This window comes from Nocardia sp. NBC_01388 (assembly GCF_045040085.1).
Classification (GTDB): Bacteria; Actinomycetota; Actinomycetes; order Mycobacteriales; family Mycobacteriaceae; genus Nocardia.
On sequence record NZ_CP109553.1, the window covers coordinates 8,825,080 to 8,849,945 of the forward strand.

Genomic DNA, 24,866 nt, shown 5'->3' on the forward strand with positions numbered 1-24,866 from the left:
CCGGAGTGACCCCGCGCCGGGACGGCGGGTGACTCGCCGTTTACATGGGGCGCAGATCGATGATCTTGCGCAGGCGCGCGCGGTCGCGTTCGAGCCGGCGTGCCTCGTAGGCGATGGGGAAGTAGCGAATGCGCTCCGGCAGCACGGGAACGGTCCGGCCGATGATCCAGCCGAGGGCGCGCAGGGTGCGCTCATCGCTCTCGGTCCAGGTGAGGCCGAGCTTCTCGCGAATGATCTCGGGCGTGGTGCCGACGGTGAAGAAGTACTGCAGCTTCCCGATCGGGGTGGTCGCGGCCCGCCAGACCGGTCGCAGCGGCGCCGGAACCTGCTTGGGCGGCGCGATCTTTCGAATGACCCGCAGGTAGTCCTCGGCGACAGTGGTTGCCACCAGATGGTTTTCGACCTGATCCTGGAACCACGGCTCCCATTCGGCATAGGTCGCGGGAATCTCCTTGGGCGCCACCGAGAAATTGCGCATGAGCTGCACCACCTCCTGGTAGTACGACTCCTTGTCGGCCTCGGAGAGCTTCTCGGTGGAGAAGTACCGATTGCCCTCGGTGAACGCGTGGATCGCGGTGTGCAGCACCCACGCCCACGGCCCGGAGGACAGCGCCTGATGCTTCACCCCGTGCGCATCGGTGGTGTTGAGGCTCGCGTGCATGACGCGCAGCCGGTCGGCCTCGGCGAGGGCCTCGTCGCCGCCGTAGATCCACATCATGACCGAGGCGATGCTGCGGAAGGCGCGGCCGAGCGGGTCGGTGCGGAAGGTGGAGTGCTCGTCCACGACCGCGGCAATGCTCGGTTCCATGGTCTGCAGCAGGAAGGCCGAGCCGGCGGTCAGGGAGAAGGTGATGAGGCCGGTGTCCGCCCAGATGCGGGTGTCCGGGTCGAACGGTCGGCGCTCGGGGCGTGCTGCTCTGGACGCATGATCGATCGGCGCTACGGCGGCGGTCATGGTGATCTCCTTTGATCACGATCCTGTCCGGCCACCACCGCCCGACAGGATGAGAGAGTTACGATCGAATCGTCTCACCTTATCGGCTGGGTGGCAACCGTCACACGGGTAGTGGTCGCGATCTGCCGCCCGGCTGTCACATTCGGAGTAGGCGAGCGGTGACCGCGCACTCGAGGTGGAATTGCCCGGCCGAAAAGGATTCGTCAATCCGCTTGCGCGAATCTTGCGCGCCCGCAACATCTTCCGCTGCACGGTAGAGATTGGCGCCCTCGCGGCACCGAACGGAGATATCTTTGCGCGAATCCCCGCCCCGGTGCGGTGATATTCACGAGTAATTTACGGCCACCTGGGCTTTTGCTTGGAACAATGGCTTGCCAGGAGAAAGAAATTCACGAGGAGGAGTGCAATGAGCGCGGTATCGTCGGTCCTGCCGATCACATCGTCGGTGCCGGTGTTCGAGACGGTGCGCGTTCAGGTTCGGGAATTCGTTGCACGCCATAGTTTCACGGCCGATGAACGCACCGCCCGCCTGGTGGGTTGCACTCCGGTTGCCGTACTCGGCGCCGTGCACCACCGCCGGTAGGCCTCTCAGCTGGGGGTCGCGGCCGTTTTCGGTCGACGCGGCCGCGCCTCCCGCCGAAGCGCAAGTGCGCCAGAATTATTCGGTGCCCGGAAAGATTCGACGGCGTATGATCGGCCTCGATGGGCACCCGGGGGCAAGACGAGGCATTAGTAACTTCCGACTGGGACGCGTTTGTGCAGGCACTGGCGCGATGTCTGCAGGAATTACCCTCTCGCGCCACACTGGTCATAACGGCCGCCGGTAACCGATACGTTCAGTTCCAGCAGTTCGACATCAAACTTTCCGCCGAGCTCACCGGCAATTACTATCTGGCCGAACCGATTCCGGAGGCCGCCGCCCAGCGACTGCGCGAGCTCGGCTGGTCCGCCCCCGTGGTGCGGCACGAGATCGAGAATTGGCGCCGCTCCCTGCTCTGGCCCATCCCGCCCAGCCGCCTGATGGAGCTCGCCCGCTCCGCGGCGATCGGCCTGCACGACGCACTCGGCATCGGCTCACCGAACGAGCTGCGCGCCACCGGCTGGACCGAGGCCTCCGGCGACCTCGACCTGAGCCCCCTGGGTGCGATCGCCCGCCGGGGACTCGGCTAGACCCTTCTCGGCCTTGGGAAAGGTGGCTATCGCTGTGTCCTGAGTGGTGACAGTACTCATCTTCTTGACAGTAACTGTCACATCCGCAGATACTGTCACCGCGCGGCTGGTACCTGAGGACAAGCTCTCCCGTGTCCGCGCAGCAGTAGGAGGCAAGCCGATGTCACTACGTGAGCGGCAACGACGTCAGATTCGATCCGAGATCCAGCGGGCAGCCTTCGAGCTGTTCGCGGACAAGGGATTCGACGAGGTGACCACCGAGCAGATCGCCGCCGCCGCGGGTATCTCGCCGAGCACCTATTTCCGGCATGTGCGCAGTAAGGAGGATCTGCTGCTGGACCCGGTGCGCGAGGGCGGCGCGGGCATTGCCGCGCTGCTCGAGGAGCGACCCGGTGACGAAGCGGCCGATGTGGCGCTCGCACAGGCCATTCAGACCCGGTCCACCACGCTGTCGGCGACCGATCTCGAACAGTGGCGGGCCGCCTTCCGGACGGCGCCGCATCTGCTCGACCGCGTCGCGCTGATCACGCCGGAGCATCGCACCCGGCTGGTCGAGCTTGTCGCACAACGCATGTCACGTGATCCGGCCGCGGACAGCAATCCCGGCCTGCTCGTGCATCTGATGCTCGCGGCGGCGGAGTTCGGCTACCTGCAGTGGCTGCGCAATCCGAGTAATCGGGCGGCGTCGCTGCTGCTGTGCGTCGAAGGGGCGCTGAGTGCCGTGCTCGACGACCGCTGGCGCGCCGGTAGCTGACGCCACACCACTCTTTCAAAGGATTCGAAGAATATGCAGCACAACGACAATGCCGACACCTTCGACCTGATCGTCGTCGGCTCCGGTGCGGCGGGCATGGCGGCCGCTCTCACCGCCGCCCACCACGGCCTGTCCACCGTGATCATCGAAAAGTCCCGGTGCTGGGGTGGATCCACGGCCCGGTCCGGCGGGGGAGTGTGGATCCCCGGCAATGCGGTGCTCCGGCGACAGGCTCCGGCCGACGATATCGAGGCCGCCCGCACCTACCTGACCAGCATTGTCGGTGAATACGGCGATGCCGGGCGGATCGACACCTATATCGACCGCGGGCCCGAAGCCCTCGGCTTCCTCACGGCGCACTCGGCATTGGATCTGCAGTGGGTGCCGGGTTACTCCGACTATTACCCGGAGGCACCCGGCGGCCGGGCGCACGGCCGGTCCGTCGAGCCGAAACCGTTCGACGCCAAGGGACTCGGCGCGGAACTGGCCACACTCGAACCCGACTACGTGGCCGCGGCGAAGAACTTCGTCGCTACCCAGGCGGACTTCCGGCAGTTCCACCTGGGACTGCGCAATCCCCGTGCGCCGCTGCGCGTGCTTCGCATCGGTGCGCGCTGGGCGAAGGCGCAGGTGCTGCGGCAGCATCTGCTCGCGCGCGGTCAGGCGCTGAGTGCCATGCTGCGCGCCGGTCTGCTCGCGGCACAGGTGCCGCTGTGGCTCGATACTCCGCTGCTCGAGCTCCAGGCGCAGGACGGCAGGGTCACCGGGGTTGTGGTGCGGCGCAACGGCGTCGAGCAGGTGCTCACCGCCAGGCGCGGCGTTGTGATCGCGGCCGGTGGGTTCGAGAACAATGAGGCCATGCGCAAGCAGTACCAGCGCGATCCGATCACCACCGACTGGACCGTCGGCGCCGCGGCCAATACCGGTGACGGCATCCGTGCCGGTCAATCCATCGGCGCGGCAGTGCAATTCATGGATGACGCCTGGTGGGGGCCGTCGATTCCGCTACCCCGCCAGCCCTGGTTCTGTCTCGCCGAGCGCAATCTGCCCGGCAGCCTCATCGTCAACGACCGCGCCGAGCGCTTCATGAACGAATCCCTCCCGTACGTCGAGGCGACCCACCACATGTACGGCGGCGAGAACGGCCAGGGCGCCGGCCCCGCCGAAAACCTGCCCGCCTGGCTGATTTTCGACCAGCGCTACCGCAACAGGTACCTCTTCGCGGGCCTGCCGCCGCGCCAGCCGCTGCCCGGCCGCTGGTTCAAGGCCGGTGTCCTCGCCCGGGCGAACTCGCTCGCCGACCTGGCCGCGCAGATCGATATCCCCGCCGACAACCTGCAAGCCACGATCACGCGCTTCAACACCTTCGCCCACAGTGGCAAGGACGAAGACTTCGGGCGCGGCGAAAGCGCCTACGACCGCTACTACGGCGATCCCCGCCACCACCCGAACCCGAATCTCGGTGCCCTGGAACAGGGTCCGTACTACGCCGCCAAACTGGTCCCCGGCGACCTCGGCACCAAGGGCGGCCTCGTCACCGACACCGCCGCTCGCGTCCTGCGCGCGGACGGCTCGATCATCGAGGGCCTCTACGCCGCCGGAAACGCCAGCGCTCCCGTCATGGGCCACACCTACCCCGGCCCCGGCGGAACCATCGGACCCGGCCTGGTTTTCGGCTATCTGGCCGTGCTGGACGCCGCCGGCTCCTGATGATTCGGCACCGGATCCACGCGGGAGGGAAGGCGTAGATCCGGTCCAGAGTAATGCGAACAATCAGCCGTTCGGCCCCGGGCTCGGGCGGGGGAGTGGCGCGGTCCATATACCGGCCGTAGACCACATCGTGGAAATTCTCCCGGTCCTCGGTGATGTCCACCTTGCCGCGAATGCGCCGAGCCTCAGCGGCGGAACCTCCACCCGCAATGCGTGGGTGGCCGACAACGGGACCAACTTCGGCACCACCGCGATCACCGGCAGCACCATCACCATGAAATGGACCCCCACAACCACCGGCTACCACCACTTGACCGGCCAGTACGACACCGGCGCCACAGCCGCCTTCCCCGACGGCATCGTGCTGCCCGGCTATGCCGGTGAGATGTGGCTACCGGTGGCAGCCGCCGGCACCCAGCCCTGCGCATAACCCCCGGAACGGGCGAAGCCCCAGCTGCCGAGGCAGCTGGGGCTTCACGAGAACGCTTGTAGCTCAGACGATTTAGACGTCGTAGTAGAGCTCGAACTCGTACGGGTGCGGCCGCAGGTTGACCGGGGCGATTTCCTGGGTGCGCTTGATGTCGATCCAGGTCTCGATCAGGTCGGTGGTGAACACGCCACCCTCGGTGAGGTAGTCGTGGTCGTCCTCGAGGCGGTCGATGACCGACGCCAGGGAGGTGGGGGCCTGCGGGATGTTCTTGGCCTCCTCGGGCGGCAGCTCGTAGAGGTCCTTGTCGACCGGAGCCTGGGGCTCGATCTTCTTCTTGATGCCGTCCAGGCCGGCCATCATCATGGCGGCGAAGGCCAGGTACGGGTTACCCGAGGAGTCCGGCGCGCGGAACTCGATGCGCTTGGCCTTCGGGTTGGCGCCGGTGATCGGGATGCGGATCGCGGCCGAGCGGTTGCGCTGCGAGTACACCAGGTTGATGGGGGCCTCGTAGCCCGGCACCAGACGGTGGTAGGAGTTGACGGTCGGGTTGGTGAACGCCAGCAGCGACGGGGCGTGGTGCAGGATGCCGCCGATGTAGTGACGCGCCAGATCCGACAGGCCCGCGTAACCAGCCTCGTCGTGGAACAGCGGCTTGCCGTCCTTCCACAGCGACTGGTGGGCGTGCATGCCCGAGCCGTTGTCACCGAAGAGGGGCTTCGGCATGAAGGTGACAGACTTGCCTTCCTGCCACGCGGTGTTCTTCACGATGTACTTGAACAGCTGCAGATCATCAGCAGCGCCCAGCAGCGTGTTGAACTTGTAGTTGATCTCGGCCTGACCGGCGGTGCCGACCTCGTGGTGGCCGCGCTCGAGAATGAAGCCCGCGTTCTGCAGGTTCGTCGAGATCTTGTCGCGCAGGTCGACGTAGTGGTCGTACGGGGCAACCGGGAAGTAACCACCCTTGTTGCGCACCTTGTAACCGAGGTTCGGGGACCCGTCGGCGTTGCGCTCCTTGCCGGTGTTCCAGGAACCGGAGATCGAGTCGATCTCGTAGAAGGACCCGTTCATCTTCGAGTCGTAGCGGATCGAGTCGAAGATGTAGAACTCCGCCTCGGCACCGAAGAAGCAGGTGTCCGCGATGCCGGTGGAGGCCAGGTACTGCTCGGCCTTGCGGGCAACGTTGCGGGGGTCGCGGGAGTACGCCTCGCGGGTGAACGGGTCGTGCACGAAGTGGTTCAGGTTCAGCGTCTTGGCGGCGCGGAACGGGTCCAGCTGCGCGGTGCTGAAATCGGGCAGCAGCAGCATGTCCGACTCGTCGATCGACTGGAAGCCGCGGACGGACGAGCCGTCGAACGCGAGGCCTTCCTCAGCCAGGTCGGCCGTGAAAGCCTTCGCCGGGATCGAGAAGTGCTGCTGCACACCGGGGAGGTCGGTGAAGCGAATATCGACGTATTCGACCTCCTCCTCCTTGATGTACTTGATGACCTCGTCGGCCGTGCTGAACGCCACTTAGTACTCCTTACGGATCGGTTCCCAGCCAGTTCTACTGCATGGGTTCGTCGCGACCAGACGGTATGGACGCGGTGTTTCCCCGCAATCAAGGCTGTGTTTCGCCAGTGTTACACGTACAGCTGGCCGGGGGTTCGTCGGTGTCCCGACATGTCGGAAACATCGGCTTCGCCCGCCGAGCGGCGTTCGACCAGCATCGATATCCTGCCACCGACCTCGGGTGCGGCGTTGTTAAGACTGCGAAAATATAGAGGTCTTACCGAGTCGTGACCGAGCGCCGTGAGAATCCTCACCGAGCTGCACAATCCCTCGGACGAATTGTGCGGGTAGCTTCGCACCGATCGCGCGCCGTCGCAATCCTGCGTGGCGAGGGCTGTGCGGAGCGGAAGGCCGGCGGCGAATAAGGTGGAGACATGGCACGCATCACCGGCTCCTGGCTGTCCGGACCGAACGCCGATCCCGGTGACGACCCCGCTGGTGACTACCAGGGCAAGGAACTGGGGCTGCCGAAATCCGGTGCGGGTGCGCTCGCGCCGATGACGCGCCGCATCGGCGCGCTGCTGTTCGACTGGTTCATCTCGATCGGTCTCGCGGCAATTCTGGTGCGGCCCAATGCCGATCAGCTCATCGCCAAGATGAAGCTGCCCGCGGGTGAGGCGCCGCCGCCGCACTTCGTGGTGGTGATGGGTTCGTTGTCCACGCCGACGCTGCTGGTGTGGTTCGTGCTCGGCGTGGTCGCGGTGACCCTGTTCGGGTTCACGCCCGGCCAGTACTTCATGAAGATCCGCGTGAGTCGCGTTGATACGGATGGGCCGGTCGGTTTCGTTCGTGCGCTGGCTCGCCAGGCCATCCTGGTCTTCGTGGTCCCCGCGCTTTTCACCGATTCCGACGGCCGTGGCATGCACGACCGGGCAACAGGCACTGCCCTGACCCACACCCGCTGAGGGTTGCCCGATATTTCCGGGTGATCGCGGTCGATCGCCTGCGGCTCGGTCGCTTGCTATGTGACTCGAGCATCTTTTCTGCGCGAGCAGATTCGAATCCTCACGCTTTCCTCATATGTCCGGTTCCATCATGTGATTGCTGGTCTGGCGTCTTCGCAGATGTAGCCCGTAGTTCACCGCGTGTTGCTTTCGATCGGTATGGTCGCAGGCGGTCTGGCGGGGCTGAGCATGCGAATGTGCGCCCCGGCGGATAGCTGTTGATGTGCTGATGGAGGATCCATGGATGAGGGCTACCGGGCTGCCGCGCGGAAATTCAGCCGGCGGTCGGTACTGGCATCCACGGGTCTGCTGGGTCTGGTCGCGGCCGGAGCGGCGGTGAGCGCGGGCGTGAACGCGGCTCCCGACGCCGACGGTGACCAGCGCGCGATGTACGGGGGTCCGATCGAGCGGACCGTGCTCGGCATCGAACCGGTGGTCAGAACCGATCGGGTGTACTCCACCGCGCGCGGGCGTGAGGTGGATGTGGTCACCATCCTGCCGCCGGGCGTGCCTGCCGACGGTCTGCCGATGTCGCTGCTGCTGCACGGTTTACACGGCAATGCCCGCAATGCCGCGGTCGGCAGGCTCGGCGACGTGCTTACCGCGGCAGTCTCGACCCGGCTCGTGCAGCCCTTCGGATTCATGGCCATCGACGGCGGCGACAACTATTGGCATCAGCACTTCTCCGGCGACGACCCGATGACCATGCTGCTCGACGAGGCCCCGCGCTGGCTGGCCGCGCGCGGACTCGCGGGCGCGAATGGTGAGCCGTTCGCCTGCACCGGCACCTCCATGGGCGGCTTCGGCGCACTGCTGTACTCGCGCCGCCGGGCCGAACGCGGGCGTCCGGCGAAGGCGATTGCCACCATGTCGCCGGGGCTCATCACCTCCTGGAACGAGATGAGCAAGCGCAATGCGTTCGCCAATGCCGACGATTGGGCCGCCCTCGATCCGCTGCAGAACATTGCGAAGCTGGGTCCGGCCCCGACCGGTGTGTGGGTCGGGGATCGGGACCGATTCATCGACGGCTGCCGGCAGTTCATGAGCCGGGCTCGCCTGGAGGTCGCGCTGGTGACTCCGGGTGCGCACACCGATGAGTACTGGTCCACGGTCACTCCCGATGTGGTCCGCTTCCTCGGCCGTCACGTCGGCTGAGGCCGGTTCGGTACATCGGTAGGGCGCGCTGTGCCCACGACTTCTCGCTGTCCGAATCGCCGGTTTTTCTGGCCGAACGCGGCGTAATCTGTCCCCAAGTGCAAGGCCGACGCCGCCCACGCTGTGACACCTGCCGTTCCGCCGGAAGGGATCGCATGAGTATCTTCTCGCCAGGTTTCCAAGGTCGTCCCCGGCCGCAGAGTGATCGAACACCGCCGGGGCAGTATCTGACCGAGGATTTTCCGGTGCTGTCCGCCGGACCCACCCCGCGCGTCGACCTGACCCGCTGGCAATTCTCCATCACCAATGAGACCGGGCGCCAATACAGTTGGAGCTGGCCGCAGTTCATGTCGCTGACGCAGGAACGCCCGCACGTCGATATCCACTGCGTGACAAGGTGGTCCAAACTCGACACCAACTGGCAGGGCGTCTCCCTGGACGACCTGCTCGAAACCGTCGAAACCCAAGCGGAATTCGCGCTGGTGAGCAGCTACGGCGGTTACACCACCAACCTTCCGCTGGAAGATCTCACCGGCGGCAAGGCGTGGATCGTGCACACCTACGGCGGTCAGGACCTGGATCCGGAACATGGCGGTCCCGCCCGGCTGCTCGTTCCGCACCTGTACTTCTGGAAATCAGCCAAGTGGGTCAAGGGAATTCGGCTCCTGGACTACGACGAGCCCGGCTTCTGGGAGAGCGCCGGCTATCACAGCTACGGTGACCCGTGGCGTGAGCAGCGGTATCAGGGCGACTGATGCGCTGGCAGCCCGCCGAACTCCTGGCCGCCCGATTCGAGACACCCTCGGCGCGCACCCTGACCCTGCGGGTGCCCGGCTGGCCCGGCCACCTGCCCGGCCAGCACGTGGACGTCCGGCTCACCGCGCCCGACGGCTACCAGGCCGAACGCAGCTATTCACTCGCCGCTCCGGCCGACGGAGACCGCATCCAACTCACCGTTCAGCGCGTCCCCGAGGGCGAAGTCTCCAGCTATCTGGTCGACGTACTTCCGGTCGGCGCGCTCATCGAGATCCGGGGCCCGGTCGGCGGCTGGTTCGTCTGGAATCCCGACAGCGGGGGAGCGGCCGTCCTGGTAGCGGGCGGCTCCGGCATAGTCCCCCTCGCCGCCATGCTCCGCGCTCGCCGAAATACCATGGCCGCCAAACCCTTCCGACTCATCTACACCCTTCGTGCCACAGAAGATCTCTACTACCGCGACGAACTCCTCGCCCCACCCGGCGAATTCGCTGGCGCATCCGACGAGCTCGCCGGGCCCCGCGACGACCTCACCGAGACTCGCGACGGAGTGCCCGGACCTGGCGGCAGACGGATCGGACTTCGTGACGGAAGTACCGGATCCCGCGGTGACCTGTCCGTTCGCCCGGGCGACCTCACTGTGCCCGGCGGATCCGAGGGCGACGTCGGCGTATTCCTCGCCTACAGCCGGCGTGCGCCCGTAGCTGATCCCCGCCCGGCAACTCGGCTCACCGCCGCGGAAATCGCGGTCCACGCCTTGCCGCCCGCGCCCGACGTCACCTGCTACGTCTGCGGCCCGACCCCGTTCGTCGAATTCGCTGCCACCGCACTGGTATCCGCCGGGCACGACCCGGCCATGATCAGAACCGAGCGCTTCGGACCGACAGGGAAGTAGCCATGACAAACGACGTGACCGGCACCTCCGAAGCGTTCTACCTGGACGGCAATGCTCTCGCCGGAGTCCTGTCCGAGATCTTCGCCGCCGATCTCACCGCCTGTGGATGCCGCTGCGGCACATGCGGAGTCGTCGAACCCCTGGCCCGCGCCCTCGTCTACTTCTGCTGTCCCGGCACGGTAGCCCGCTGCCCCCATTGCACTGCGGTGGTACTACGCATAACCACCACCCCCTCCGGCCGCTGGCTAGACCTGGGCGACGGCGCCGCGATCTGCCTCCCGGCGCCCGACGCCTAGCCCGCCTGGCCGGTCCGGTGGGCGGACTCGCTGACACCCGAGCGCCTTTCATGATCACCAGGAACTGATGGCGGTCGTCTCTCGGCCGATGCCGCCATCAGTTCCTGGTGATCAGCTGCCCAGTAACAGGCGATGGCGAAAAGGCGGGTCGTTTATCCGAAGATGGATCACTCGACCGGACGGTGCGTCATGCGGGCAGTGGGGACCGCATCACCGGTCGGGCCGACGGTGCACCGCTCTGCGGACTTCGCCTGAGAAAGCGCGAGGCCCGCGTCCGGTGGACGCGGGCCTCGGAGAGGAACGGGTGATTCAGCGGCGGCGCATGCTGCGCTGAACGCCGCGCATTTTCGCGCCGGCGGGCAGCGGGCCCTTGGGGAGCGCCGGGCCGCCGCGGGTGGCGAGCGCCGAGAGGCGGCCCTCGATGAGGTCCATCCGCTTCGCGTCGATATTGCGCGGCAGCTTGGTGAGGTAGCGCTGCAGATCCTTGATCGGCACCTGATCGCCCTCGTTGCCGACGACGATGTCGTAGATCGGGGTGTCGCCGACCAGGCGGGAGACCTTCTTCTTCTCCTGCGCCAGCAGCGACTTCACCCGCTGCGGGGAACCCTCGGCGACCAGCACCACGCCCGGCAGTCCGACCACGCGGTGCACGGCATCCATCTGGGTGGTGGCGGCGACACCCGGGGTGACACGCCACTTGCCCTGCAGATTGTCGAGCACCCATGCCGCGGCGCCCGCCTGCCCCTCGGCCTTGGCGTACACGCTCTTCTGCACACGCCGTCCGAAGAGGATGAATGCGGCCAGCGCACCCAGCAGCAGACCGATCGGCAGCAGGAACCACTGCAGGCCGAATATGAAGCCGATCACCAGGAACACCACTGTCACGCCGACCAGAGCGCCGATCATCAGCGGCAGCAGCAGCTTGTCTTCCTTGCGCTGCATCTGGAATGCCTGCCAGAGTTGCTGGCGGCGCTCCTTCGACGCCTGCTTGCGCGCCGCCTTCGCCGCGGCCTTCGCTTCCTTCGACGGGGTGTTGCCGCCCTTACCTGCTGCCATGGGATCAGGATAGTGGCCCGGTACCGATTGGTTCGCGACGGGATCAATCGGACGTCCGCGTGTGTTCCGCCAGCGCTGCCCGATGCCCCCCCCCATTGTGATCTGAAATGACTCAAAATTGGTAACCGCGCCTGGACCTGGTTCTGCTGGATCGTGACAACGATGGCGTGGCCCGCGAGTAGCAGGTCCGAACCTAACCGGCGCTCTTGGTCTTGTCGCGAATGGTGTCCGCCAGCTGGCTGGGCATGGCTTCGTGGCGGGTGTAGGTGCGGGTGAAGGTCGCCGCGCCGTGCGCGAGGGAGCGCAGATCCACGGCATAGCGACTGAGCTCGAGCTCGGGGACTTCGGCGCGGATTGCGGTGCGGCCCAGCCCCGCCGGTTCGGTGCCGAGCACGCGGCCGCGGCGACCGGAGAGGTCGACGAGAATAGGCCCCACGTAGTCGTCCGAGACCACCACGCGCACTTCGGCTATCGGCTCCAGCAAGCTGAGCCGAGCGGCCGCGGCAGCTTCGCGCAGGGCGAGCCCGCCCGCCATCTGGAACGCGGCGTCGGAGGAATCGACAGAGTGCGCCTTGCCCTCGAACAGCGTGACCCGCACGTCCACGAGCGGATATCCCGCCACCACGCCCCGCGCGGCCTGGGCCCGGACACCCTTCTCCACCGACGGAATGAACTGGCGCGGAACAACTCCGCCCACCACCCGGTCCACGAATTCGATCCCGGACCCACCCGGCAGCGGCGCCACCTCGATCTCGCAGATGGCGAACTGGCCGTGACCGCCGGATTGCTTCACATGCCGTCCGCGTCCACTCGCCGTTCCGGCGAAGGTCTCACGCAGCGCCACCTGGTGATCGATCACATCGACCTGCACGCCGAAACGGGAACGCAGGCGTTCGAGTGCGACATCGCGATGCGCTTCGCCCAGGCACCACAGCACCAGCTGATGGGTATCGGGATTCTGCTCGAGTCGTACCGTCGGATCCTCGGCGACCAATCGGCCGAGCCCGAGCGAAAGCTTGTCCTCATCGGCCTTGCTGTGCGCTTCGACGGCCACGGGCAGCAGCGGATCCGGCATCGACCACGGTTCGATCAGCAGCGGAGTGTCCTTGGCGGACAGGGTATCTCCGGTCTCGGCGCGGGTGAGTTTGGTGACGCACACGATGTCACCGGCAATCGCCTGACCCAGTGGCCGCTGCTGTTTACCGAACGGGGCGGAGACAGCGCCGATACGTTCATCCGAGTCGTGCTCGACCTCCACACCGCCCGTCCGATGCCCCCACACGTGCACGGTGTCATCGGCGCGCAGTGTCCCGGAGAACACTCGTACCAGCGACATTCGGCCCACGTACGGGTCGGAGGCGGTGCGGATGACCTCCGCCGCCAGCGGTGCTTTGGGATCGCAGACCAGCTGCTCGGACCTGCCCGCACTGGTCGCGGAGACGGGATGCTCTGCGGGCGTGGGAAATCCGCGCGTGATCAGATCCAGAATCTCCACCGTGCCCAGCCCCTGCCGCGCACCCTCCGGCGGCGGCGCGGCGATCAGCACCGGATGAAAACTGCTGCGCGCGACCGCTTTTTCGAGATCCTCCACCAGTGTGGCGAGGTCGATCTCCTCACCGCCGATGTACCGATCCATCAGCGTCTCGTCCTCGCTCTCGGCGATGATCCCCTCGATGAGCCGGTCCCGCGCATCCGCCATGAGCGGCAATTGCTCCTCGGAGGCGGGCGTTTCGGTGTGCTCCCCGGCGGAGTAGTCGTAAACGTGTTGCGACAGTAGATCGATCAGCCCGGTGACCGGCCGATGGCCGTCCGCACTCTTCGGCCCGTACACCGGAAGATGCAGCGGCAGCATGCTTTCCGCCCTGCCACCGCCCAGGATCTCCCGGCAGGTATCGGTCATTTCCTCGAAATCTGCTCGCGCCGTATCCAAATGGGTGAGCACAATGGCGCGCGGCATACCGACGCTCGCGCATTCCTCCCACAGGGCGAGGGTGGGCCCGCTGATCCCCTCCACCCCCGCCGCGGCCGAGAGCACAAAAAGGGCCGCATCCGCTGCCCGCAGACCGGCCCTGAGTTCCCCGACGAAATCGGCGTAGCCGGGGGTGTCCAATAGGTTGACCTTGGTACCGTCCCAGCCCATCGGTATCACCGATAATTGCACCGAACGATGTTGTCGCTGCTCGATATCGTCATAGTCCGAGACCGAGGTGCCGTCCTCCACCCGCCCGGCCCGGGGCACCGCCCCCGTCGCCAGGGCGAGAGCTTCCACCAGCGTGGTTTTTCCGGACCCGCTGTGGCCGACGAGCACCACATTGCGGATGTCCTCCGGCCGCTCGGCCGTGATCATCTTGCCGTTGGCGCCTACCGACGTCGTCGTTCGCTCGACCATATGGCTCGCTCCGGGGTCGATTCGTGCGGTACTTCGAGCTTCCCACCGGCGAGGTGCTCCCGTCCACGAATCGGACTATAAGACGTTCATCGCCATTTCACCGGCGTGTTCTTTCGCCGGAAACAGCAAGGTAGTCGGCCGAATACAACCAGTCCCGCAATAGTGAGTGCGGTGAGGCGATCGGTCCGGAGCGGGCGACGGACAGCCTCCGCCGACCGCCGCCATGGTCAGCTGGTCGGCGGCTGAGCGCGTTAGTCGAGGGCTGAGAACAGGGCGGCCGGAACTCATCGATGAGTTCCGGCCTGCTCGGGTCGGTCTGCCGAGGGTTCAGGAACCGAAGCGGGCGAGGACGCTGGTCGCTTCCTGCGATGCGGCGCCACCCTCGGCGAGATGTGCCATCTCCGGGGCGATTTCGCGGCCGTGATGCTTCATGGCCTGCGCGTAGAGGCGACCGGCGCGGTACGAGGAGCGGACCAGCGGCCCGGCCATCACACCGGCGAAGCCGATCTCATCGGCCATATCGGAGTGCTCGACGAACTCCTCCGGCTTGACCCAGCGATCGACCGGGTGATGCCGTGGGGAGGGCCGCAGGTACTGGGTGATGGTGAGGATGTCGCATCCGGCCTCGTGCAGATCGCGCATGGCCTGGGTGACCTCCTCTGGGGTCTCGCCCATACCGAGGATGAGGTTCGATTTGGTGACGAGCCCGGCTTCGCGGGCGGCGGTCAGCACCGACAGCGAACGGTCGTATTTGAACGCCGGGCGAATGCTCTTGAAGATGCGCGGCACCGTCTCCAGATTGTGCGCGAGCACCTCCGGGCGGGTCGAGAAGACCTCGGCCAACTGCTCCGGCACGGCATTGAAATCCGGGATGAGCAGTTCCACGCCGGTGTGCGGGTTCAGTTGCTTGATGGCGCGCACGGTTTCCGCGTACAGCCAGGCGCCGCCGTCGTCGAGGTCGTCGCGGGCGACGCCGGTGATGGTGGAGTACCGCAGCCCCATGGCCTGCACACTCTCGGCTACCCGTCGCGGCTCATCGCGGTCGAGCGCCGCGGGCTTGCCGGTGTCGATCTGGCAGAAGTCGCAGCGCCGCGTGCACTGTTCACCGCCGATGAGGAAGGTGGCCTCGCGGTCCTCCCAGCATTCGAAGATGTTGGGACAGCCGGCTTCCTCGCAGACCGTGTGCAGCCCTTCGCGTTTCACCAGCCCCTTGAGCTCGGTGTATTCCGGGCCCATGGTGGCTTTGGTGCGAATCCACTTGGGCTTGCGCTCGATCGGGGTCTCGGAGTTGCGAGCCTCGATGCGGAGCAGTTTCCGACCGGCGGGAGCGGACGCGGTTGCCGCGGTGTTCGGCCGGGCCCCAGTGGGTTCAGGGGTATTCGATGTCGGGGTATCGACGGAGGTCACTCAGTTCACCCTACGCTCGTGATCATTCGGCCTTGGCGGGCACCGGTGCGGCAACGGGGGCCGGGCGCGCGAAGCTGTGGTCGGTGACGGGCAGTTCGCCATTGAGTGCCCGGGTGATGGCATCGGCAACCAGCGGGCGCACCTGCTCGACGGTCACTTCGCGACCCAGTTCGCGGGTCAGCGTGGTGACGCCGGCATCGCGGATGCCGCACGGCACGATGGCCTGGAAACCGTCGAGGGTCGAATTGCAGTTCAGCGAGATGCCGTGCATGGCGACGCCGCGCTGCACCCGCACCCCGATGGCCGCGACCTTGCGCTCGGGCAGGAATTCGGTGGCGGGCAGCCAGACGCCCGAACGACCGTCCACGCGTCCGGTTTCCAGCCCGAGCCCGGCGCATACGGTGATCAGCGCCTCCTCCAGCCGGCGCACGTACGCGACCACATCCACAGGCTCGGCGAGCCGGATGATCGGGTAGCCGACAAGTTGCCCCGGACCGTGCCAGGTGATCTTGCCGCCGCGATCCACCTCGATCACCGGGCTGCCGTCCATCGGCAGATCCGCCGCTTCGGTGCGGCGGCCCGCGGTGAATACGAAGGGATGCTCCAGCAGCAGCAGCCGATCTTGACCGATGCCCTCGGCCCGCTCGCGGGCGATGCCGCGCTGCACTTCCAGGGCGTCGTTGTAGTCGATGAGGCCCAGATCTTCGACGAGCATGGGTGTGTCGTCGAGCCGAGCCGATGCCCCCCGGTGTGCCGGGGCGGCGGCCGTCTTGCTATCACTCACCGCTGCGACGCTACGCCATCGGGGAGCGTCAGCTGCATCAGCGTCAGATCCATCCAGCGCCCGAACTTGTGTCCCACTTCGGGCAGTTGTCCGACCACCTGGAATCCGAACTTCTCGTGCAGGGTGACGGAGATGGTGTTGGAGGATTCGATCGCCGCGATCATGGTGTGCACCCCGCCCCGGCGCGCCCGCAACAGCAGCTCCACCATGAGCGCCTTGGCCACTCCGCGCCGATGGAACCGTTCGGACACGTACACCGAATTCTCCACGGAGAACCGGTAACCCGACTTCGGCCGGAACTGCCCGTAACTGGCATATCCCGCGACCGCGCCGTCGATCTCGGCCACCAGCACCGGACATCCGGCCGCGGCCCGGGCCGCGAACCAGGCCTGCCGCTCGGCCAGATCGGCCAGTTCGGTATCCCAGATGGCCGTGGTCTCGGCGATGGCATGGTTGTGGATCGCCAGGATCTCCGGCAGATCGCTCTCGCGCGCATCCCGCACCAGCAGGCCGGCGGGCGCAAGCAGGGAGGGTTCATTGCTCACAGGTCATACGCTATCCCCGCAACCCTTGTGATCTGGATCGCGCCTGCCCCCGACATTGCGCCCGCAGGCCTGTGCCGCTCCTCGACCCGCCGGATTACCGTGCAGGATTCGCTGGGCGCGCACAGAATCGACAGCTGGCTCGCGAGTGGCGCGTCAACTTGTGCGTGGGACAACGAGCGTGTGCGCGGCAAAGCCACAGCGGATCGGGGGTCGCGCGAGCGACTCAGGAGCGGCCGACGGTGGCGGCCAGGGCGGCGCCGATGGTGGGGTGCCGGAAGGAATAGCCGGCGTCTTCCAGAGCGGTGGGTATTGCCCTGGGGCCGTGCAGGATTCCCTCATCGGCGAATTCGCCCACGGTCACGCGGAGCGCGAAGGCGGGCACCATCAGAGGAGTGGGGCGGTGCAGGGCGCGTCCCAGTGCGCGGGTGAATTCCGCATTGGTGACGGGCGCGGGGCCGACCATATTCACCGGACCCGAGAGCGCGTCATCGGTGAGGGCGAACAGAATTGCGCCGACCTCATCGTCGAGCGAGATCCACGGGACGTATTGCCGTCCGCTGCCGAGTCTGCCGCCCAGGCCGAGAAAGTAGAGGGGATAGAGCATTCCGAGCATGCCGCCGTGTCTCGCCAGGACAACAGCGCTGCGCAGCAGAATGGTGCGAACTCCGGCATCGGCGGCCGGTTGCGCGGCGGCTTCCCAATCCCGGCACAGCCCGGCCAGGAATCCTGTTCCGGCAGGCGAGGTTTCGGTCACGATGCGGTCGCCGCTGTCGCCGCCGTAGTAGTGCACACCGCTGGCATTCACCAGTGTTCGCACTCCCGCGGCGGCGGCCGCGGAGGCCAGGACATCGGTCGGGACGATGCGGCTGTCGCGCAGCTCCTGTTTGTAGCTGCCGTTCCAGCGCCGCCGCCCGATACCGGCGCCGCAGAGATTCACTACGGCGTCGGCACCGCGCAGCGCGCGTTCGTCCAGGTCGGCACGGGCCGGGTCCCAGCGGAATTCATCACGTGCATTCGCGGGACGGCGCACCAAACGGGTGACTTCATGCCCGTCGCGGCGCAGTGCCGCGACGAGCGCCGTCCCGATCAACCCGGACGACCCGGCGACCACGACCTTCATGCCGATTACTTACAGGCCGAGGTCGCCCTCGAAGGCCGCCTCTTCCAACCGGTGCCGGATGGTGGTGAGGAAGCGGCCCGCGTCGGCGCCGTCGATGAGGCGGTGATCGTAGGTCAGCGGCAGGTAGGCCATCGAGCGAATGCCGATGAACTCGCTGCCACTATCGGTGATCACCATGGGGCGCTTGACAATTGCGCCGGTGCCGAGCATGGCCGCCTGCGGCGGTACCAGGATCGGGGTGTCGAACAGCGCGCCCTGCGAACCGATATTCGTGACGGTGAAGGTGCCACCGGACAGCTCGTCCGGCTTGAGCCCACCATTGCGCGCACGGTTGGCGATATCGGCGATGGCACGCGCCAGCCCGGCCAGCGACAGGTCGTTGGCATTGTGGATGACCGGGGACAGCAGCCCCTGCTCGGTATCCACGGCGATGCCCAGGTTGACCACCGAGTGGTAGGTGATCTCCTTGGTGTCCTCGTTGTAGGAGGCGTTGACATTCGGGTGCACCCCGAGCGCCTCGATCGCCGCCTTCGCGAAGAACGGCAGGAACGTGATGTTCACGCCCTCGCGAGCCTTGAAGGCCTCCTTGGCCTTTGCGCGCAATGCCACGACCTTGGTCAGATCGACCTCGTGGACCTGAGTGAGCTGCGCGGTGGTCTGCAGCGACTCACGGGTCTTGGTGGCGGTGATCTGCCGGATCCGGCTGGCCTTCTGCACAGTGCCCGGCAGGTGTGCCAGGTTCGGACGCGCGGCCGCGGTGGCGGCGGGCGCGGCCGGAGCAGCGGCGGCAGCGGGAGCCGGGGCGGCGGCCGGAGCCGGAGCCTTCTTGGCTTCCGCGGCAGCCAGCACATCCTGCTTGCGGATGCGGCCGCCGACGCCGGAGCCCTGGAGGGTGCCCAGGTCGACGCCGTTTTCGGTGGCGAGCTTACGGACCAGCGGGGTCACGTAGGGGCCGCCGCCATTGGTGGAGGGCTCGTCGGCCGGGGTGGCCGCGGCGGGAACCGGAGCAGGCTTGGGAGCCGGGGCCGGGGCCGGGGCCGGGGCCGGGGCGGGGGCCGGGGCGGGCGCGGGGGCCGGAGCAGCGGCTGCGGGGGCTGGCGCGGGGGCCGGTGCCGGGGCCGGAGCGGGAGCCGGGGCAGGTGCCGGAGCGGCAGCCGGTGCGCCACTGCCGATTACACCGAGCTGGCCGCCGACGTTCACGACGTCGTCTTCCTGCGCGGTGATCTCCAGCAGGGTGCCGGCGACGGGCGACGGGATCTCGGTATCGACCTTGTCGGTGGAGACCTCGAGCAGCGGCTCGTCGACCGCGACCGAATCGCCGACCTGCTTCAGCCAGCGGGTGACGGTGCCTTCGGTGACGGACTCTCCGAGCTCGGGCATCTTCACCGAGGTGCCGGAGGCCGAGTTGCCGGAGGCGGCGGCCGGAGCGGGCGCGGCAGCGGCGGGTGCCGGTGCGGCGGCCTCGGGCTGCGGGGCCGGGGCGGGCTCGGGTGCGGGTGCCGGGGCAGGGGCGGCGGCAGGGGCCGGGGCGGCGGCAGGGGCCGGAGCCTCGCCGGCGTCGCCGATCACGCCGAGTTCGCCACCGACCTCGACCACATCGTCTTCCTGGGCGCTGATCTTGACCAGCACGCCCGCGGTGGGCGACGGGATCTCGGTGTCGACCTTGTCGGTGGAGACTTCGAGCAGCGGCTCGTCGACCTCGACCGTGTCGCCTTCCTGCTTCAGCCACCTGGTCACAGTGCCCTCGGTGACACTCTCACCAAGAGCCGGCATCTGGACGGAGAAGGCCATGTGCTTTGACTCCTCTAACTGCTCGTCGGGTTAAACAGTTCGTCCCCCGGCGGGCGTCCGCCGCTGGTCGCGACGAAAGCCCGTGCGGCCGCCAACCCTTCGGCAGCCCCGGAGACCCGTAGGTTGTTGTTCCGGTTCCCCATCCTTGCACTCGATCGCGTGCGGCGTGTCACAGGGCGGCCGTTCACCGGAACCACCAACCCGACAAAACCCCCCACGAGCCCGACCGACCCACGCCACGAGGCCTGCATCACAAGCCCCACGCGTGTCGCACCCCGAGTTCGCCCTACATTCGCTGACTGAGCCCAATGCTCAGTAGGCCGGTCAGTCCACTCCGGCCGATACCAGCGCGACGCTTTTCGGATCGAGAGCTGTCGTCGCCAGGACCTCATCAATCAGCGCCTGCGGCTGGATCGTTCGATCCTTGGCTATCAACGCGGTCGCGGATTCGCCCGGCCATCCAGGCCACACCAGTGCGACCTCGGAGCCGGATCGCAGTCGCAGCAGCAGCCAGTATCGGTCGCCCCCCTCGGGCTTCTCGAGCATCCGGCGCAGTGGTCCATTGATCGCGGGCCACGGAACATCGATTCGGGCTATGGGCTCATTGTCCGTGAACTGCCCGATCTCGGTCAGTGGGAGTTGCTGGAATCCAGCTGGCGGCCACGGTCGTCTTCCATCGAGCTCGCCGACGACGGCTTGGAAGAAGTCGCGCAGCTCGGACTCGGAATGGCCGGTGCCGACGAAGTTGTCGAGCTTCTCACCGGAGTCCAGTGCGGCCGAGAGGGCCTGGTATTCATCGTCCGGCGTGAGATTCCACAGCGGATTCGCCAATAGACCGGTCGAGATGCGGTCGACCTCCTCCGGTCCGAGCACCTTGGAAAACTGAATACCGTAGAGCACCGCGTTCATGACAGCACGCCAATCCTGGGCCATTGCGGCCGACGCGGCTCGGGTGGCAACGCACGGGACCGGCCACTCCGCAGGCGCGGGCGGAGGAGCGGCATTGCCGAAACTCGCTGTGGCTTCACCGGTTTCGTGGTTGTGGGCACCGGTCGTGATGAGGTCGGCGGTGGTCGAGGACGCGGTGATGAGGCGCTCCGATGCCGACAGGGCCAAGCCGGCAGCCTCGTTATAGGAGGCCGCCCACGATTGCCCGATGCTATCGCTGCCCGCCATGCCCGCACCGGAATCGAGCACCCCGAGCAGCGCGATGTGAGTGGTGGCCGCATCCTGCGCGAGCGTGCCGAATATCGCTGCGGCGGAATGATATTCGTCGGACCGGCACAGGATCAGCGGAACAGCCGGGGCGCTCACGGCCACATCCCGTGATTGGTCTCGCTGACTTTCGCATAGGCATCCCGCGCGATCCCGAGCTTGGCGCGCAACTCCCGCAGCGCCGTGCGCATTTCAGCGACTCCGATTATCCGCTGGTCGTGCGCCCGCCGATGCCCGCTCGCCGCCTCGCCCGACCAGCTCACGTGCAGCGCGTCCACACGTTCCTCGATAGCCGTCACCTGCTGTTCGATCGCGGACTCCAGCTTGGCGGTCGCATCGATCAGCTGTTGCAGCCCAACAAGATCCACCCGATAGTCGACCACCGCTCACACCCCGGGCAGATCGAGGCTCGACCCGGCGGCGTCGGTCGCATCGGCGCGGGACCGGTCATCCAACTCGTACTCATTGGCCGCCTGCCGCAGCATCCCCGCATCCGCGCGGAAGGACGCGATGGTGCGCCGAGCCCCGTCCTCCCAATCCGTCCATGGTTCTTCGTGCGAACCCGCCGCAGCGCCTGTCCATTCCGCGCCGACGAACCCGCGCACCGCACGCATATGCGAGTCGATGCGCTCACCCAGATCCCGTGCCGCGCCATCGAGCCAGTCAGCCGCACTGCGCAATTCGACGGCATACACCTCCACCCCAGTGCCCACGACGATGAGATTAGCGGGTACCGGCGACAAATCGGCAACTGCCATTCCGCAATTGTGAATAGGGGGTTTGTCGATATGCGGGATTCGGCCACTCGGTTGCCGTGAATTGCGCTAAATGTCGCGAATGACCATTTATGGAAATGGCCACCTCGAGGTAGCGCCGCGAGTAGCTCCCGGCAAACTGCTGCCCGGGCTGGAAGAAGTCGAGCGTTTCGGCCGGAATCGGCGCGGCCCCCGACGGCGCCCGAGGCCGGCTTGCATCGGTGCGGAGGAACCGTCCTCCAATCCCCTCGCACCAGCAGCGCATCCGCGGCTCGGCCGTCGTTACCCGCTCAAAGCCCCTCTCACACGCCATCTCCTGAGCCGCTCCTGAGGACTAGCTGAGGTATCCCTTCGGAATTGCCGCGAGACCCGCGCTTACCCCCGAAGAGCTGGCACTATCGAAGTACCGGCGGTGCGTAGTCGACCTCCGGGGAGGAGGTTACGACATGAGTTTCCTGGATTTTCTCGGCCGCAGCGTCGCCTCGAACCGAGGCGCGGACCCGGCCGATGCGGCCCACCTCGCGGAATGGACGCGAACCCACCGCGGCGTCGAGGCTTTCGTCGAACCACGCACCACGGTCACCGATGTGACAGTCGTGCTGGTGGCATTCGACGGTGAATGGACCCGCCGAGTCGTGGGTGAGCGCGGCGCACAGAAGCTCTCCACCACCTTGGGCATCCCCGTCTACGACGTGCGCAAGGTCGGCTACCCGCAGCGCATGCGCGACCACGACGCCCGGCTCCGGATCCTGCGGCGCCGGGCGCGCGAGGGTTACTGAAACCGGCCTGAGCGGTCAAAGACTGCCCTGAGCCGTCAATTTTTGACGCTCCAGGCGAATCTTTGACCGCTCAGGCCGGATCACACCTACTCGGCCGCGATGTCCTCGAGAGTCGAAATCAGCGTGCGCACCGGCACACCCGTCCCGCCCTTCCCGATGTACCCGAACGGCCCACCGGTGTTGTACGCCGGCCCCGCCACATCGAGATGCGCCCACTGCACACCCTCGGGCACGAATTCCTTCAAAAACAGCGCGGCCGAAAGCATTCCACCCCACCGATGCGGCGCGACATTGGCCAGATCGGCAACCCTGGAGTTGATATCCGCCCGCAGCTCGGCAGGAAGCGGCATGGCCCAGCCGTTTTCGCCGACCGCCTGCGAGATGCGCGCAACCCGATCCCGGAATTCGTCGGTACCCATCACACCGGGCGTCCGGGTGCCGAGGGCAACCATCTGCGCACCGGTCAATGTCGCGACATCGATGATGTAATCCGGATCATCTTCTCCCGCACGGACAATGGCGTCGGCAAGAATGAGCCGCCCCTCCGCATCGGTATTGATGACCTCGACGGTGGTCCCGCCGTACTGCGTGAGCACATCGCCCGGACGCTGTGCGGTGGACGAGGGCATGTTCTCCGCCATCGGCACGGTCGCCGTGACCGTGATCGGCAGGCTCAACCGCGCCGCCAGCAGCGTGGTGGCGATGACCGCGGCCGCACCACCCATATCGGAGGTCATGTTCTCCATGCCCTGAGCAGGCTTGATGGAGATGCCGCCGGTATCGAAGGTAATGCCCTTACCGATCAGCCCGACCTTGGTGTCGCCACCGGCATAGGTGATGCGAATCAGCCGGGGCGGCCGCGAGGACCCCTTGCCGACGCCGAGAATGCCGCCGTAACCGTCAGCGGCGAGCCCCTTCTCGTCGATGACCTCGACCAGCAGCCCGGCCGCCTTGGCCAACTCCGCTGCCCGGTCGGCGAATTCGGCCGGGTACAGGTGGCTCGGGGGAGTGTTCACGAAATCCCGTGCGGTAGCGATAGCTTCGGCCACCGCCTGAGCCCGGAAGAAGGCCTCCTCGCCGAATCCCGCATCGGGAACGAGGAATTCGACCCGCTGCACCGGCTGGTCACCGGGCTTCGGCGCGGACTTGCCGGACTTGAACTCACTGAACTGGTACGCGCCGAGGTAGAACCCCTCCGCCGCCGCCCCGAGATCCAGCCCCGAGAGAATGGTGACCGCGGTGCCGACGCCGGTCAGCGCCCGCCCCGCCACGCCCGCCGACTTGCGGATCTGTTCGGCATCGATCTTGTCTGCCGCGCCCAGCCCGACGGCGAGCACGCTGTCCACGCCGAGTCCCGCCGGTGCGGGAATCCGGGTCAGTTCCTCCGGCTTGCCCTTCGCGCCGACCGCGCGCAGTGCGGCCAGCAGCGTGTCCCGCGCATCGCTGTCGAGCACATCCTCGAAGGCATCCGCCGGCGCGATCGCAGGCCCATCATCGGAGGAGGTGAGTCCGACGACCAGCACATCGGCCTCGCCGATGCTCTCGGTACGTGCCAATTCCGGTCCGAGCGAACGATCTGCAACAGCTGTCATGCGCCCAGATTACTGGGAGCGCCGAGCGGCCACCTGTCCGGCGCGCCCCGCTGCTCGGCCGTCCGGCGCGCGTCTCCGCGGTGGTTCGAATGCGGTGCGACAGGGTCCGTGCCGGTCGTATGACGTATGCCGACAGAGGCATGTGCTTCTGCTGCGCGTGATCGTGGCCGGGAACACTCGCGAATTTCGCTTGCGCCGCGCTCGGGGATGCGCGACGGTATGCCGGGTATGAATGAAAAGGAAATCGTCCGCCTGTCCAAGCGCCTGTCGAGTTGGCTGCGGCATCGCCCGGAAGCCATCGGGCTGGACCCGGATTCGGCCGGCTGGGTGCGCGTAGACGACCTGCTGCGACTCTCGGCTGCCCGTGGTCACCGTTTCACCCGCGCGCACCTCGAGACAGTGGTGGAGCAGAACAGCAAGAAGCGCTTCGAATTCGACGACACCGGCGTCATGATCCGTGCGCGCCAAGGGCATTCGATTCCGGTCGATCTCGGCTACGAGCCCGCCGATCCGCCCGCCGTGCTCTATCACGGCACCGGTGAGCGAACGGTCCCGGTAATCCTGGCCGAGGGCTTGCTGCCGATGAATCGCCACGCCGTGCACCTGTCGGCGGACCTGGATACCGCGACGAACGTCGGCAGCAGGCACGGCCGCCCTGCGGTATTCACCGTCGACACCGCCGCCATGCGCCGAGACGGCCACATCTTCTACGTCACCGGAAACGGCGTCTGGCTCACCGGCGCGGTCGCACCCGGGTATCTCGAACTACGCACTCCCAGTTGATCTTCCGTCAACTCCGCTGGACGTCGTATTCCCGCATTTC

Annotated in this window: 25 protein-coding genes; 12 read left to right on the top strand and 13 right to left on the bottom strand. The window is 66.9% G+C overall.

Features of this window, described 5'->3' with window-relative positions; all coding sequences use genetic code 11:
• Window positions 1-40 precede the first annotated feature (40 nt).
• Window positions 41-955 carry an oxygenase MpaB family protein gene (locus OG716_RS41695; protein WP_405135662.1) on the bottom strand — a complete coding sequence of 305 codons (915 nt, stop codon included), beginning with the start codon at window positions 953-955 and terminating at the stop codon, window positions 41-43.
• A gap of 406 nt (window positions 956-1,361) precedes the next feature.
• Here OG716_RS41695 and OG716_RS41700 point away from each other — a divergent pair, with 406 nt between their 5' ends.
• From OG716_RS41700 to OG716_RS41720, 5 genes are all read left to right on the top strand, one after another.
• Window positions 1,362-1,538 carry a hypothetical protein gene (locus OG716_RS41700; protein ID WP_405135663.1) on the top strand — a complete coding sequence of 59 codons (177 nt, stop codon included), beginning with the start codon at window positions 1,362-1,364 and terminating at the stop codon, window positions 1,536-1,538.
• Between the two features lie 119 nt (window positions 1,539-1,657).
• On the top strand, window positions 1,658-2,125 hold the full coding sequence (locus OG716_RS41705) for a TY-Chap domain-containing protein (RefSeq protein ID WP_355127007.1): 468 nt from the start codon (window positions 1,658-1,660) through the stop codon (window positions 2,123-2,125).
• Between the two features lie 160 nt (window positions 2,126-2,285).
• A complete protein-coding gene (locus tag OG716_RS41710) occupies window positions 2,286-2,879 on the top strand; it encodes a TetR/AcrR family transcriptional regulator (RefSeq protein WP_405135664.1) in 594 nt (197 codons plus the stop codon).
• Between the two features lie 33 nt (window positions 2,880-2,912).
• Window positions 2,913-4,589, top strand: a complete 1,677-nt coding sequence (gene kstD / locus OG716_RS41715) for a 3-oxosteroid 1-dehydrogenase (RefSeq protein ID WP_405135665.1) — start codon at window positions 2,913-2,915, stop codon at window positions 4,587-4,589.
• A gap of 130 nt (window positions 4,590-4,719) precedes the next feature.
• Window positions 4,720-5,019: a hypothetical protein gene (locus OG716_RS41720; RefSeq protein ID WP_405135666.1), complete on the top strand. Its 300-nt coding sequence runs from the start codon at window positions 4,720-4,722 to the stop codon at window positions 5,017-5,019.
• 72 nt (window positions 5,020-5,091) lie between these two features.
• Here the strand turns inward: OG716_RS41720 and glnA are convergent, their stop codons facing one another.
• Window positions 5,092-6,528: a type I glutamate--ammonia ligase gene (glnA, locus tag OG716_RS41725; protein WP_327141182.1), complete on the bottom strand. Its 1,437-nt coding sequence runs from the start codon at window positions 6,526-6,528 to the stop codon at window positions 5,092-5,094.
• A gap of 413 nt (window positions 6,529-6,941) precedes the next feature.
• Here glnA and OG716_RS41730 point away from each other — a divergent pair, with 413 nt between their 5' ends.
• The 5 genes from OG716_RS41730 to OG716_RS41750 all read left to right on the top strand — a co-directional run bounded on the left by OG716_RS41730 (window position 6,942) and on the right by OG716_RS41750 (window position 10,610).
• Window positions 6,942-7,472 carry an RDD family protein gene (locus OG716_RS41730; protein WP_405135667.1) on the top strand — a complete coding sequence of 177 codons (531 nt, stop codon included), beginning with the start codon at window positions 6,942-6,944 and terminating at the stop codon, window positions 7,470-7,472.
• Between the two features lie 279 nt (window positions 7,473-7,751).
• On the top strand, window positions 7,752-8,666 hold the full coding sequence (locus OG716_RS41735) for an alpha/beta hydrolase (RefSeq protein WP_405135668.1): 915 nt from the start codon (window positions 7,752-7,754) through the stop codon (window positions 8,664-8,666).
• Between the two features lie 155 nt (window positions 8,667-8,821).
• A complete protein-coding gene (locus tag OG716_RS41740) occupies window positions 8,822-9,421 on the top strand; it encodes a sulfite oxidase-like oxidoreductase (protein WP_405135669.1) in 600 nt (199 codons plus the stop codon).
• Window positions 9,421-10,314, top strand: a complete 894-nt coding sequence (locus OG716_RS41745) for an FAD-binding oxidoreductase (protein WP_405135670.1) — start codon at window positions 9,421-9,423, stop codon at window positions 10,312-10,314. The genes OG716_RS41740 and OG716_RS41745 overlap by 1 nt, the downstream gene beginning before the upstream one ends.
• A gap of 2 nt (window positions 10,315-10,316) precedes the next feature.
• Entirely contained in the window at window positions 10,317-10,610 is a 294-nt protein-coding gene (locus OG716_RS41750; protein ID WP_405135671.1) for a DUF6510 family protein, read from the top strand.
• A 309-nt stretch (window positions 10,611-10,919) separates the two neighbouring features.
• On the opposite strand, the gene OG716_RS41755 is transcribed toward OG716_RS41750, so the two are convergent.
• The 10 genes from OG716_RS41755 to OG716_RS41800 form a co-directional block, all read right to left on the bottom strand.
• Window positions 10,920-11,666 carry a DUF4191 domain-containing protein gene (locus OG716_RS41755; protein WP_327141176.1) on the bottom strand — a complete coding sequence of 249 codons (747 nt, stop codon included), beginning with the start codon at window positions 11,664-11,666 and terminating at the stop codon, window positions 10,920-10,922.
• 193 nt (window positions 11,667-11,859) lie between these two features.
• Complete coding sequence (locus OG716_RS41760; RefSeq protein WP_405135672.1) at window positions 11,860-14,055, bottom strand: elongation factor G-like protein EF-G2; 2,196 nt, start codon at window positions 14,053-14,055, stop codon at window positions 11,860-11,862.
• Between the two features lie 327 nt (window positions 14,056-14,382).
• Window positions 14,383-15,366: a lipoyl synthase gene (lipA, locus tag OG716_RS41765; protein WP_405140286.1), complete on the bottom strand. Its 984-nt coding sequence runs from the start codon at window positions 15,364-15,366 to the stop codon at window positions 14,383-14,385.
• A gap of 118 nt (window positions 15,367-15,484) precedes the next feature.
• A complete protein-coding gene (gene lipB, locus OG716_RS41770; RefSeq protein ID WP_405135673.1) occupies window positions 15,485-16,246 on the bottom strand; it encodes a lipoyl(octanoyl) transferase LipB in 762 nt (253 codons plus the stop codon).
• Complete coding sequence (locus tag OG716_RS41775) at window positions 16,243-16,755, bottom strand: GNAT family N-acetyltransferase (protein ID WP_405140288.1); 513 nt, start codon at window positions 16,753-16,755, stop codon at window positions 16,243-16,245. Before OG716_RS41775 ends, lipB begins: the two co-directional genes overlap by 4 nt.
• Window positions 16,756-17,014: 259 nt before the next feature.
• Window positions 17,015-17,911: a TIGR01777 family oxidoreductase gene (locus tag OG716_RS41780; RefSeq protein WP_405135674.1), complete on the bottom strand. Its 897-nt coding sequence runs from the start codon at window positions 17,909-17,911 to the stop codon at window positions 17,015-17,017.
• Window positions 17,912-17,920: 9 nt separating this feature from the next.
• On the bottom strand, window positions 17,921-19,702 hold the full coding sequence (sucB, locus tag OG716_RS41785; RefSeq protein WP_405135675.1) for a 2-oxoglutarate dehydrogenase, E2 component, dihydrolipoamide succinyltransferase: 1,782 nt from the start codon (window positions 19,700-19,702) through the stop codon (window positions 17,921-17,923).
• A gap of 324 nt (window positions 19,703-20,026) precedes the next feature.
• Complete coding sequence (locus OG716_RS41790; RefSeq protein WP_405135676.1) at window positions 20,027-21,016, bottom strand: hypothetical protein; 990 nt, start codon at window positions 21,014-21,016, stop codon at window positions 20,027-20,029.
• Entirely contained in the window at window positions 21,013-21,300 is a 288-nt protein-coding gene (locus OG716_RS41795) for a WXG100 family type VII secretion target (RefSeq protein WP_405135677.1), read from the bottom strand. The genes OG716_RS41790 and OG716_RS41795 overlap by 4 nt, the downstream gene beginning before the upstream one ends.
• Window positions 21,301-21,303: 3 nt before the next feature.
• On the bottom strand, window positions 21,304-21,630 hold the full coding sequence (locus OG716_RS41800) for a WXG100 family type VII secretion target (protein WP_327141168.1): 327 nt from the start codon (window positions 21,628-21,630) through the stop codon (window positions 21,304-21,306).
• Window positions 21,631-22,118: 488 nt separating this feature from the next.
• Here OG716_RS41800 and OG716_RS41805 point away from each other — a divergent pair, with 488 nt between their 5' ends.
• Window positions 22,119-22,451, top strand: coding sequence for an oxidoreductase (locus tag OG716_RS41805; RefSeq protein WP_405135678.1), 333 nt, complete (start codon window positions 22,119-22,121; stop codon window positions 22,449-22,451).
• An 86-nt stretch (window positions 22,452-22,537) separates the two neighbouring features.
• Here the strand turns inward: OG716_RS41805 and OG716_RS41810 are convergent, their stop codons facing one another.
• On the bottom strand, window positions 22,538-24,043 hold the full coding sequence (locus OG716_RS41810; protein ID WP_405135679.1) for a leucyl aminopeptidase: 1,506 nt from the start codon (window positions 24,041-24,043) through the stop codon (window positions 22,538-22,540).
• A 228-nt stretch (window positions 24,044-24,271) separates the two neighbouring features.
• Here OG716_RS41810 and OG716_RS41815 point away from each other — a divergent pair, with 228 nt between their 5' ends.
• Complete coding sequence (locus OG716_RS41815; protein ID WP_405135680.1) at window positions 24,272-24,826, top strand: RNA 2'-phosphotransferase; 555 nt, start codon at window positions 24,272-24,274, stop codon at window positions 24,824-24,826.
• Window positions 24,827-24,866 lie beyond the last annotated feature (40 nt).